At 72.0% G+C, this 10,349-nt stretch carries 10 protein-coding genes; 4 read left to right on the top strand and 6 right to left on the bottom strand.

Going from position 1 to position 10,349, the window contains the following annotated elements:
* Positions 1–313: 313 nt before the first annotated feature.
* The 5 genes from manA to AB0J66_RS22965 all read right to left on the bottom strand — a co-directional run bounded on the left by manA (position 314) and on the right by AB0J66_RS22965 (position 5,344).
* Positions 314–1,489 carry a mannose-6-phosphate isomerase, class I gene (manA, locus tag AB0J66_RS22985; RefSeq protein ID WP_364663916.1) on the bottom strand — a complete coding sequence of 392 codons (1,176 nt, stop codon included), beginning with the start codon at positions 1,487–1,489 and terminating at the stop codon, positions 314–316.
* A 65-nt stretch (positions 1,490–1,554) separates the two neighbouring features.
* A complete protein-coding gene (locus AB0J66_RS22980; RefSeq protein WP_364663914.1) occupies positions 1,555–2,511 on the bottom strand; it encodes a cation diffusion facilitator family transporter in 957 nt (318 codons plus the stop codon).
* Complete coding sequence (locus AB0J66_RS22975; protein WP_364663955.1) at positions 2,508–3,725, bottom strand: SIS domain-containing protein; 1,218 nt, start codon at positions 3,723–3,725, stop codon at positions 2,508–2,510. Before AB0J66_RS22975 ends, AB0J66_RS22980 begins: the two co-directional genes overlap by 4 nt.
* 11 nt (positions 3,726–3,736) lie before the next feature.
* A complete protein-coding gene (locus AB0J66_RS22970) occupies positions 3,737–3,922 on the bottom strand; it encodes a Trm112 family protein (RefSeq protein WP_364663911.1) in 186 nt (61 codons plus the stop codon).
* 42 nt (positions 3,923–3,964) lie between these two features.
* Positions 3,965–5,344, bottom strand: a complete 1,380-nt coding sequence (locus tag AB0J66_RS22965; protein WP_364663909.1) for a phosphomannomutase/phosphoglucomutase — start codon at positions 5,342–5,344, stop codon at positions 3,965–3,967.
* 127 nt (positions 5,345–5,471) lie between these two features.
* Between AB0J66_RS22965 and AB0J66_RS22960 the strand changes: the two genes are divergently transcribed.
* The 4 genes from AB0J66_RS22960 to AB0J66_RS22945 all read left to right on the top strand — a co-directional run bounded on the left by AB0J66_RS22960 (position 5,472) and on the right by AB0J66_RS22945 (position 9,880).
* Positions 5,472–6,737: a GAF domain-containing protein gene (locus tag AB0J66_RS22960; protein WP_364663906.1), complete on the top strand. Its 1,266-nt coding sequence runs from the start codon at positions 5,472–5,474 to the stop codon at positions 6,735–6,737.
* A gap of 35 nt (positions 6,738–6,772) precedes the next feature.
* Positions 6,773–8,296, top strand: a complete 1,524-nt coding sequence (gene adh / locus AB0J66_RS22955; protein WP_364663903.1) for an aldehyde dehydrogenase — start codon at positions 6,773–6,775, stop codon at positions 8,294–8,296.
* 4 nt (positions 8,297–8,300) lie between these two features.
* The gene (locus AB0J66_RS22950; protein ID WP_364663901.1) at positions 8,301–8,675 is read left to right on the top strand and encodes a DUF779 domain-containing protein; all 375 of its coding nucleotides are present in this window, start codon (positions 8,301–8,303) and stop codon (positions 8,673–8,675) included.
* A gap of 353 nt (positions 8,676–9,028) precedes the next feature.
* Positions 9,029–9,880, top strand: coding sequence for a polysaccharide deacetylase family protein (locus AB0J66_RS22945; protein ID WP_364663898.1), 852 nt, complete (start codon positions 9,029–9,031; stop codon positions 9,878–9,880).
* Positions 9,881–9,887: 7 nt separating this feature from the next.
* Here AB0J66_RS22945 and AB0J66_RS22940 read toward each other — a convergent pair whose 3' ends face one another.
* A complete protein-coding gene (locus AB0J66_RS22940; RefSeq protein WP_364663895.1) occupies positions 9,888–10,250 on the bottom strand; it encodes a DUF3499 domain-containing protein in 363 nt (120 codons plus the stop codon).
* Positions 10,251–10,349 lie beyond the last annotated feature (99 nt).

Here is a 10,349-nt window from a genome sequence, read left to right as displayed (position 1 = left end):
CACGGAGGCGCGGGGGCACGGAGGCGCGGGGGCACGGAGGCGCGGGGGCACGGAGGCGCGGGGGCACGGAGGCGCGGGGGCACGGAGGCGCGGGGCCGCAGGGGCACGGAGGCGCGGGCCGGCTCGGCACGCAGGCCGAACCGGGGCGCGAGCCAAACTCCGCTAGCAAGCCGGGCCTAGCGCGCGGGTCAGCTCCACATGCAAGCCGGGCCGAGGCGCGCAGGCCAGCTCCGGACGCAAGCCGGGCCGAGGCGCGCAGACCAGCCTCGGCCCGCGACCTCGGCTCGGCGGGCGAGTCAGGCCGTGGTGGGCCTCAGGCCGGGACGGCGGCTACGAAGAGCTGGCCGGTGCCGGCGACCTTGATGGGGCCCGCGTCGGCCGGGGCGAAGGCGGCCGTGCCTGGGGTGAGCTCGACCGGGTTGCCGTCGACGCTTTCGCCGACGAAGACGTCGCCGGCGACGGAGACGATGATGCGGGGGCCGGTGGCCGGGACCTCGGCTGGGGGGCGGGTGCCGTCGAGGGTGATGCGGTAGAGGACGAAGTCGGCGACGGGGACCGGCCACGTGTCGATGCCGGGGGCGACTGTCTCGGCGTGGAGGATCGGGTCGTCGAGGACTTCGAAGCGGAGCACGTTCAGCAGTTCGGCGACGTCGACGCGTTTCGGGGTGAGGCCGCCGCGCAGGACGTTGTCGCTGGCGGCCATCAGTTCGATGCCGGCGCCCTTCAGGTAGGCGTGCAGGTTGCCGGCGGGCATCCAGATCGCTTCGCCGGGCTCGAGGCGTACGTGGTTGAGCAGCAGCGCGACCAGCACGCCGGGGTCGCCCGGGTAGTGGTCGGCCAGCGACACGGCGAGCGCCATGGAGGAGCCGGGGCCGGCGGGCCGGGCGGCCGCCACGACCGAGTCGATCAGGGCCGGGCGGTCGGCGGCGGGCCAGCTCAGCAGGGTTTCGACCGCGGTGCGCAGGTCTCCCCCGCGCAGCGCGGTCACCACGGGGGCCAGGGCGGGCACATTGAACGCCTCGAGGGCGTCGGCCGCCTGGGCCGGGTCGCGGAAGCCGCACAGCGCCTCGAACGGCGTGATCGCGACCAGCATCTCCGGCTTGTGGTAGGCGTCGGTGTAGTTCTTGGGCCGGCTCGGGTCGGCCTCCTGCGCGGCGTACGCCTGCTTGGCGTACTCCGAGTCGGGGTGGGCCTGCAGCGAGAGCGGGCTCTCCGCGGACAGCACCTTGAGCAGGAACGGCAGGCGGGGGCCGAAGGCCGCCTCGACCGGCTCGCCGAGCTGGGCTTTCGGGTCGGCGGCGATGAGCGCGTCCAGCTTCACGGGGCCGTCCGGGCCGGGGACCGTCGACGGGTCGCCGGGGTGGGCGCCGAGCCAGAGCTCGGCCTCGGGCTCGTCGGTGGGCGCGGGCCGGCCCTGCAGCTCGGCCAGGATGGTGCGGGAACCCCAGGCGTACGGCCGGACGACCCCGGTCAGCGGAAAGACGCTCATAGCGGGAAAATTACCCTTTGGTGCGGCGATGGGTGGCGGTTGACGGCCGGGAGATCGGCCCGGCGTCAGGCGGGGGCCGGCTCGGTCTCGGCCCCGGCCGCGGCCTGGGCCGGGCGGTAGATGTCCGGCTCGATGTAGATGACCCGGGCGATCGGCACCGCGGCCCGGATGCGCTTCTCGGTCTCGTCGATGTGCCGGGCCACCTCGTCGGCCCGTTCCGAGCTCGGCACCGCGATCTTCACCGCGACCAGCAGCTCCTCGGGGCCGAGGTGCAGCGTCTTCATGTGGATGATCCGCTCCACGCCCTCGCCGGCCAGGACGGCCTGCTCGATCTGGCGGACCGCTTCCGGGTTGGCGCCCTCGCCCAGCAGCAGGCTCTTGGTCTCGATGGCCAGCACGAACGCGATGACCACGAGCAGCGCGCCGATCAGCAGCGTGCCGACGCCGTCCCAGACGCCGTTGCCGGTGATCAGGGTGAGGGCCACGCCGAAGAGCGCGAAGACCAGGCCCAGCAGGGCGCCCGAGTCCTCGAGCAGCACCACGGGCAGCTCGGGGGCCTTGGCCCGGCGCACGAAGTTGACCCAGGAGGTCTTGCCGCGGGTGTGGTTCGACTCCTTGATCGCCGTGTAGAACGAGTACGACTCCAGGCCGATCGCGACGACCAGCACGGCCACCGGCACCCACTGCCAGGAGTGGATCGGCTCCGGGTGGCTGATCTTGTGGTAGCCCTCGTAGAGCGCGAACAGGCCGCCGACGCTGAAGAGCACGATCGACACGATGAACGCGTAGATGTAGCGCTCACGCCCGAAGCCGAACGGGTGCTCCGGGGTCGCCGCGCGCCGGGAGCGCTTGCCGCCGATCAGCAGCAGGAGCTGGTTGCCCGAGTCGGCGACCGAGTGGATCGACTCCGCGAGCATCGACGACGAGCTGGTCAGCAGCCAGGCCACGAACTTCGTGACCGCGATGCCCAGGTTGGCGGTGAGCGCCGCCAGAATCGCCTTGGTGCCACCTTCAGCGCTCACTGAATTGCCTCTGGCATCGGGTTCGACAGCTCCTTCATCTCGCTGATGGCGGGCACGGCCATCGGGTCGAGGCCGTGCGCCAGAGCAAGATACAGCGAGGCGAAGTCGGGCACCGAAGTCAGTGAGGCCAGCCGCTCCAGCGTCGAGCCGCCCTCGGCCGTCAGCACGTCGCAGCGCACGCCGCGGCGCTCGGCCAGGGTCTGCACGGCGTCGGCCCGGCGCTCCTCGACGGCGACCGGCTCGTCCGCGTCGTCCTCGGGGTTGAGGCCGCCGTCGCGGAAGACGACCAGGCGCAGGCGCGTGGTGGCCGAGTCCTCCTCCTCGTCGGGGTCGGCGAAGATGTCGCGCGACGACTCGGCCAGACCGCCGAAGACGCCGTCGAGCAGGCCCACCCGGCCCCGGCCGGCCTCGCCCAGCGCACCCGCCATCACGGGGTAGCGGGCGTTGGCGGCCAGGGTGTCGGCGAACCGGCGGGCGGCCACGGTGGCCAGCGGCGACGAGCCCCAGACGATCGGGATCGAGCCGGCCAGGCCCAGGGCGAGCGCCTTGGCCGGGTTGACGAACGAGTCGGCGGCCGGGCGGCAGCGCTCGGCGTCGGCGTCGAGCCGGGTCGCGGTCTCGGCCAGGTCGGCCTCGGTCACCTTGACCAGACCGATGGCCCGGGCCGCGAGCAGCACCGGCACGGTCAGGCCCCACAGGCTGGCCCGGGCCGGCGCCCGGCGCGGGACCGGGATGAACGGGGCGCGGGCGCGGGCGGCCATCGCCTCGAGCTCGGAGTCGGGGTTGCCGATGGCGACCAGGCGGGCGCCGCGACGGGCGGCCGCGTCCGCCGCGGCCAGCGCCTCGGGGCTGCGCCCGGAGGCGGAGACGGCGATGACCACGTCGGCCGCGCCGACCCAGCCGGGCACGCCGGCGCTGCGGTGCCCGATGATCGGCACCGGGCAGCGGGGGCCGGCCACCGTGGCCAGGATGTTGCCGGTGAGCCCGGCGGTGCCGATGCCGGCGACGACGACCGCCCGGGGGCGGCCCTCGTCGATCAGCATGCTCAGGTCGGTCTCGGCGGCCAGCGCGGCCGACTCGCGCACCTGGGCGCCGGCCGAGGCCGTGGCCCGCAGCATGCCGCCCGGGTCGTTGGCCAGCATCGCCTTCTCGTCGTCGAGCAGGCTCTCGTCGGCGTGCCGGTGCCCGTGGACCCCGGCCGCGCCGCCCTCCAGCGGACCCGCCATCAGGCCGCACCTCCCTGCGGGTCGCGCGCCTCGTCGAGGAGCAGGACCGGGATGTCGTCCCGGACTTCGAAGACCCGGCCGCACTCGGTGCACGTGAGGGTCTGGGCACCGGCGTCGTAGGTCAACGGCGCGTGATGCGTGTCCGGGCAGGCCAGGATGTCCAGCAACTGCGGATCGAGGGCCACCGAACGGCTCCTTTTGTCGCGGAGGGCTGTCGAATGCCGATCCTAGCCGCGGACGATCGCGAGCACCTCGTCGCGCACGGATGCCATGCGGTCGGGCTTGGCCGCCTCGACGTTCAGGCGCAGGAGGGGCTCCGTGTTGGACGCTCGCAGGTTGAACCAGGCGCCGTCGGGCAGCGACACGGTCAGGCCGTCCAGCTCGTCGAACTCGGCCCCGGCGAAGGCGGCCCGTACCGCCGCGATCCTGGCCTTGGCGTCGTCGACGGTGGAGTTGATCTCGCCGGAGGCCGAGTAGCGCTCGAACTCGGCGGCGAACTCCGACAGCGGCCGCTCCTGGCCACCGAGGGCGGCCAGGACGTGCATGGCGGCCAGCATGCCGGTGTCGGCGAACCAGAAGTCGCGGAAGTAGTAGTGGGCCGAGTGCTCGCCGCCGAAGACCGCGTTGGTGCGGGCCATCTCCGCCTTGATGAACGAGTGGCCGACCCGGCTCCGGACCGGGTGGCCGCCGTTCTCGGTGATGATCTCGGGCACCGCGGCCGAGGTGATCAGGTTGTAGATGACCGTGCTGCCCGGGAACTTGGCCAGCTCACGCTTGGCCACCAGGGCGGTGATGGCCGAGGGGGAGACCGGGTCGCCCTTCTCGTCGATGACGAAGCAGCGGTCGGCGTCGCCGTCGAACGCGACGCCGATGTCGGCCCCCTGCTCGCGGATCGCCCGCTGCAGGTCGACCAGGTTGGCCGGGTCGAGCGGGTTGGCCTCGTGGTTGGGGAACGAGCCGTCGAGTTCGAAGTAGAGCGGGACGATCTCCAGCGGCAGCGCCGGCAGCACCTGGTCACCGAGCACGGCCGGGACGGTGTGGCCGCCCATGCCGTTGCCCGCGTCCACAATCACCTTGAGCGGGCGGATGCCGGACAGGTCGACCAGCGAGCGCAGGTGGGCCGCGTAGTCGGCCAGCAGGTCGCGCGACTCGACCCGGGACGGGCCGTCGGCCTCGGCGTTCAGGTCGTCGAGGAGCTGCTCGGCGCGGCGGCGGACGACGGCCAGGCCGCTGTCCTGCCCGACCGGCTTGGCCCCGGCCCGGCACATCTTGATGCCGTTGTACTGCGCCGGGTTGTGGCTGGCGGTGAACATGGCGCCGGGCCGGCCGAGCGAGCCGGACGCGTAGTACAGCTCGTCGGTCGAGGCCAGGCCGATGTTCACCACGGCCGCGCCGCTCGCGTTGGCCCCACGGGCGAAGGCGGCCACCAGGCCGGGGCCGGACTCGCGCATGTCGTGGGCGACGACGATCTCGTCGGCGTCGTCGCCGGACTCGCGCAGCATCTCGACGAAGGCGGTGCCGATGGCCCGGGCGACTACCTCGTTGAACTGATCGGGGACGGTGCCGCGCACGTCGTACGCCTTGATGATGCCGGACAGATCGGACACTGCTCCCCCTGCTCCTTGACGACCCGCCGAGACTAGCCGAGCCGGAAGAACGAAAAGCCGGAACGGCGCGGCACCACCGGTACGGGTTGCGCTTGTCGCCGGCCGTGATGGAGGTCACGATATGGGGGTGGCCAACCCATGGCTCGCCCTGGACGCCGGCGCCGACCCAGCGGAGCGCATCCGGCAGGTCGGGCGCGCCCACGAGCGGTTCCTGGGCGGCGGGAAGACGGCCGGCGACATCCGCTCGGTGGTGGCCGACTCGTGGCGGCGCTCGGCCGTGGCGCTGCCCAGCGCCGACAGCACCGCCCCGATCGAGCTCGGCGACGGCGAGCTCGAGGCGTACCGGGCGGCCCATCCCCTGGCCCGGGTCCTGCCGATCTTCCGGGACCTGCTGGGCGGGCTCGCCGAGGACGGCGAGCATCTGATGGCGGTCTGCGACGCGTACGGCCGGCTCTTGTGGGTCGAAGGCACCGCGAACGTGCTGCGCGGGGCCGAGGAGATGAACTTCGTGCCCGGCGCCCGCTGGGACGAGGCGCACGCCGGGACCAACGCGCCCGGCACCGCCCTGGCCGTCGACCATCCGCTGCAGATCTTCGCGACCGAGCACTTCAGCCGTCCGGTGCAGCGCTGGACGTGCGCGGCGGCCCCGATCCACGACCCGGCCACCGGTGGGCTGCTCGGCGCGATCGACGTGACCGGCGGCGATCACCTGGCCAACCCGCACAGCCTGGCCCTCGTGCGCGCGACGGCCCTGGCCGCCGAGGCGTACCTCCGGGGTCCGGATCCGGCCCGACAGGGCACGGTCACCGCGCTGGGCCGCAACGAGGCCCTGCTGAGCTTTGGCGGGCGCCGGTGGCGGCTCGGCCGGCGCCACTCCGAGCTGCTCGTGCTCCTGCTCGCCCACCCCGAGGGCAGCACCGGCGAGGAGCTGGGCTTCGAGCTGTACGGCGACGAGGTCAGCCCGGTCACCGTGCGGGCCGAGCTGTCGCGGCTGCGGCGGATGCTGGGCCCGGAGCTGATCCAGGCCCGGCCCTATCGCCTGCGGGCGGAGCTGGAGGCCGACTTCGGCACGGTGATCGGCCTGCTCGAGGAGCGGCGACCTCTGGAGGCACTGCGGCAGTACGGGGGTCCGCTGCTGCCCGGTTCCGAGGCGCCGGGCGTCGTCCGCCTGCGCCGCCTGGTCGACGGACAGCTCCGGTCGGCCGTCCTGAGCAGTGGCGACGCCGACCTGATGCGCGGCTGGCTCAACTCGTCGTGGGGCTCGGACGACTTGGCGGTCTGGGAGGCGTACGCCCGGGTCTCGCCCTTGAACCCACTGGCCCGGGCCCGCATCCGCGAGCTCAGCCACGAGTACGGACTCTCTGCAACGTCTTTGCAACGTCCCCGTAACTAGGTTCGGCCCTACCCCTGACGGTACGGAGGCCAACCATGACCGTTTACGCCGCGCCCGGTTCCGACGGCGCCATCGTCAATTACGAGTCCCGCTACGACCACTTCATCGGCGGCGAGTACGTCCCGCCGGCCAAGGGCCAATACTTCACCAACCCGTCCCCGGTCACCGGCCAGGACTTCTGCGAGGTGGCCCGGGGCACCGCGGAGGACGTCGAGAAGGCGCTCGACGCCGCGCACGGCGCAGCCGACGCGTGGGGCCGCACCTCGGCCGCCGAGCGGGCCAACATCCTCAACAAGATCGCCGACCGGATGGAGCAGAACCTCGAGAAGCTGGCCGTCGCCGAGGCCTGGGAGAACGGCAAGCCGGTGCGCGAGACCCTGGCCGCCGACATCCCGCTGGCGATCGACCACTTCCGCTACTTCGCCGGCGCCATCCGGGCCCAGGAGGGCACCGCGGGCGAGCTCGACGACGACACGGTGGCCTACCACTTCCACGAGCCGCTGGGCGTGGTCGCGCAGATCATCCCGTGGAACTTCCCCATCCTGATGGCGGTCTGGAAGCTCGCCCCGGCCCTGGCCGCGGGCAACGCGGTCGTGCTCAAGCCGGCCGAGCAGACCCCGGCCTCCATCCACTACTGGATGTCGCTGGTGGCCGACCTGCTGCCGCCGGGCGTGGTCAACATCGTCAACGGGTTCGGCGTCGAGGCCGGCAAGCCGCTCGCCTCGTCCAACCGGGTGGCCAAGGTCGCCTTCACCGGCGAGACCACCACGGGCCGGCTGATCATGCAGTACGCGTCCGAGAACCTGATCCCGGTGACCCTCGAGCTGGGCGGCAAGAGCCCGAACATCTTCTTCGAGGACGTGAGCCGCCTCGACGACGACTTCTACGACAAGTCGCTCGAGGGCTTCGCGATGTTCGCCCTCAACCAGGGCGAGGTCTGCACGTGCCCGTCCCGGGCGCTGATCCAGCAGAGCATCTACCCCGACTTCCTGGCCGCCGGGGTCAAGCGGGTGGAGAACCTCAAGCAGGGCAACCCGCTCGACACCGACACCCAGGTCGGCGCGCAGGCCTCCAACGACCAGCTCGAGAAGATCCTGTCGTACCTGGACATCGGCCGCCAGGAGGGCGCCAAGGCGCTGACCGGCGGGGCCCGGGCCGACCTGGGCGGCAACCTGTCCGGCGGCTACTACGTCCAGCCGACGATCTTCGAGGGCAACAACGCGATGCGGATCTTCCAGGAGGAGATCTTCGGGCCGGTCGTGTCGGTGACCTCGTTCGCCGACTACGCGGACGCCATCAAGATCGCGAACGACACGCTCTACGGTCTCGGGGCCGGCGTGTGGACCCGCGACATCAACCAGGCCTACCGGGCCGGGCGGGCGATCAAGGCGGGCCGGGTGTGGACCAACGCGTACCACCTCTACCCGGCGCACGCCGCGTTCGGTGGCTACAAGCAGTCCGGCATCGGCCGGGAGAACCACAAGATGATGCTGGACCACTACCAGCAGACGAAGAACCTGCTGGTGTCGTACAGCCCGAAGGCCATGGGTTTCTTCTAGACCGATGGCCACCCGAGTCGATGTCACGCCCGCGGCCGCCGACATGATGCGGCGGCTGCGGGGGCAGCACGGTCCCCTGATGTTCCACCAGTCCGGCGGGTGCTGCGACGGCAGCTCCCCGATGTGCTACCTCGACGGCGAGTTCCGGACCGGGCAGTCGGACGTCCTCCTCGAATCGCTGAAGATCGAGGGCGTGGACGAGCCGATCACCTTCTGGATGTCGTCCTCGCAGTTCGAGCTCTGGAAGCACACCCACCTGACGGTGGACGTGGTCCCCGGCCGCGGCTCCGGCTTCTCGCTGGAGGCCCCCGAGGGCGTACGGTTCCTGATCCGTTCCCGCCTGCTCACCCCAGAGGAGCTGACCGAGCTCTCGTCGTAGACGCCCCGGTCCCGTCCTCTGTGATCCGGTCGCCTTGCCCGCACGTACTTCACTGTGTCGTTTGGGCCGGATCACAGAGGACGAGCGTGCCGAACTCCACCAACCGGGCGTATGCCAGCCTGCGGGACATGCGAAAAACCTTCAGCCGCCTAGCCACCGTGGCCGGCCGGTTCCTCGCAGTGATCGGCCACTTCCTCGTTCGGGTCGACAAATGGTTCATAACGCTCTTATTTGGAGCCAATCGACCCAGTGCCGCCTCACCAGATCGTGCCGAAAGCGCCACAGATGTAGCGGAACACCCCTCGGACCCGGCAACGTCGGGAACCGGAAAGTTCGGGGAGGTTGTGATGCGGATGTCGCGGGCCAGGAAGGCCGTTCTGCTCGGGGTGGTGGTGATCGCGGTCGGCCTGACCGGACGGGCGGCCGCCCAGTCCACCCCCGGGGAGCCCGTGGCCGCGCCGGTCTCCGCGCCCGCCTCGGCTCCGGCCCCCGTCAAGGCGAAGCCCGCGCCGTCGAAAAGCGCGACCAAGGCGCCGGCCCCGCCCAAGAAACCCGTCAAGGGCCCGCAGGCGACCGGCCGGAGCATCTCGTACGCCGGCGGGCCGGCCGGCAGCCGCACGATGACCGGCTCCAAGGGCATCGCGCTCACCTTCGACGACGGCCCCGACCCGGCGACCACGCCGCAGCTGCTCCGGATGCTCCGCCAGCAGCACGTCAAGGCCACGTTCTGCCTGGTCGGCAAGAACGCCGCCAAGTTCCCCGACCTGGTCCGCCAGATCGTCAAGGACGGCCACACCCTGTGCAACCACACCTGGGACCACAGCCTGAAGATCGGCAAGGACCCGGAGGGGAAGATCCGCAGCGACCTCATGCGGACCAACAACGCCATCCTCCGGGCCGTCCCCAAGGCCAGAATCAAGTACTTCCGGGCCCCCGGCGGCAACTTCACGCCGCGGCTGGTCTCGGTGGCCAACAAGCTGCACATGTCGTCGATCTACTGGAAGCTCGACCCCCGCGACTGGGACCACAAGAAGGGCGAGTCCTCAGCCGCCCACCGCTCCCGCGTCATCGCGACCATCGAGAAACACGCCCACCCGGGCTCGATCATCCTGTCCCACGACTACGCCCAGCCCGACACCATCGCGGCGTACCGCACCCTGCTGCCGTACCTCCGCAAGCGCTACCAGCTGATCGCCCTGCCGTGACAGCGGCCTAAGACGGCGGGATGACCCGCAGATGCCCTCGGCGGCCGGTCTGGTGGCCGGGGGCGTCGGGCTCGTCGGTACGCGGGGGTGGGGCGGCCGGCCGGGCGGCCTCGCGGACGGCGTCGGCCAGGGCGACCAGGTCGTCGGTGGTGGGCGGGGGTGGGGCGAAGTCGCCGTCGTGGCGGACCAGGTCCCAGCCTCGGGGGGCGGTGAGGCTACGGGCGTGTGGTTCGCACAGGTCGTACGTGTGGGGTTCGGCGAACGCCGCGAGGGGGCCCACGACGGCCGTGGAATCGCTGTAGACGTAGGTCAGGGTGGCGACCGCCTGTCGGGGACAGCCGTTCCGGGAGCAGCGCCGTGGTGACCTCACGGCGGCAACTTATCGCTCCGGCGGGCCCCAGGGGCGCGGAAGGGCCGCGACACGCCGACCCGCGATGCATCACGATTCGGCGATGCCGGGCCGACACGC

This window comes from Actinoplanes sp. NPDC049598, assembly GCF_040675435.1.
Classification (GTDB): domain Bacteria; phylum Actinomycetota; class Actinomycetes; order Mycobacteriales; family Micromonosporaceae; genus Actinoplanes.
This window is presented reverse-complemented; position numbering and strand designations above follow the sequence as displayed.

Bases quoted from the DNA above. Each gene is read 5' to 3' on its own strand.
- AB0J66_RS22950 (WP_364663901.1), top strand. From the start codon at position 8,301: ATGGCCACCCGAGTCGATGTCACGCCCGCGGCCGCCGACATGATGCGG.
- adh (WP_364663903.1), top strand. From the start codon at position 6,773: ATGACCGTTTACGCCGCGCCCGGTTCCGACGGCGCCATCGTCAATTAC.
- AB0J66_RS22945 (WP_364663898.1), top strand. From the start codon at position 9,029: ATGTCGCGGGCCAGGAAGGCCGTTCTGCTCGGGGTGGTGGTGATCGCG.
- manA (WP_364663916.1), bottom strand. From the start codon at position 1,489: ATGAGCGTCTTTCCGCTGACCGGGGTCGTCCGGCCGTACGCCTGGGGT.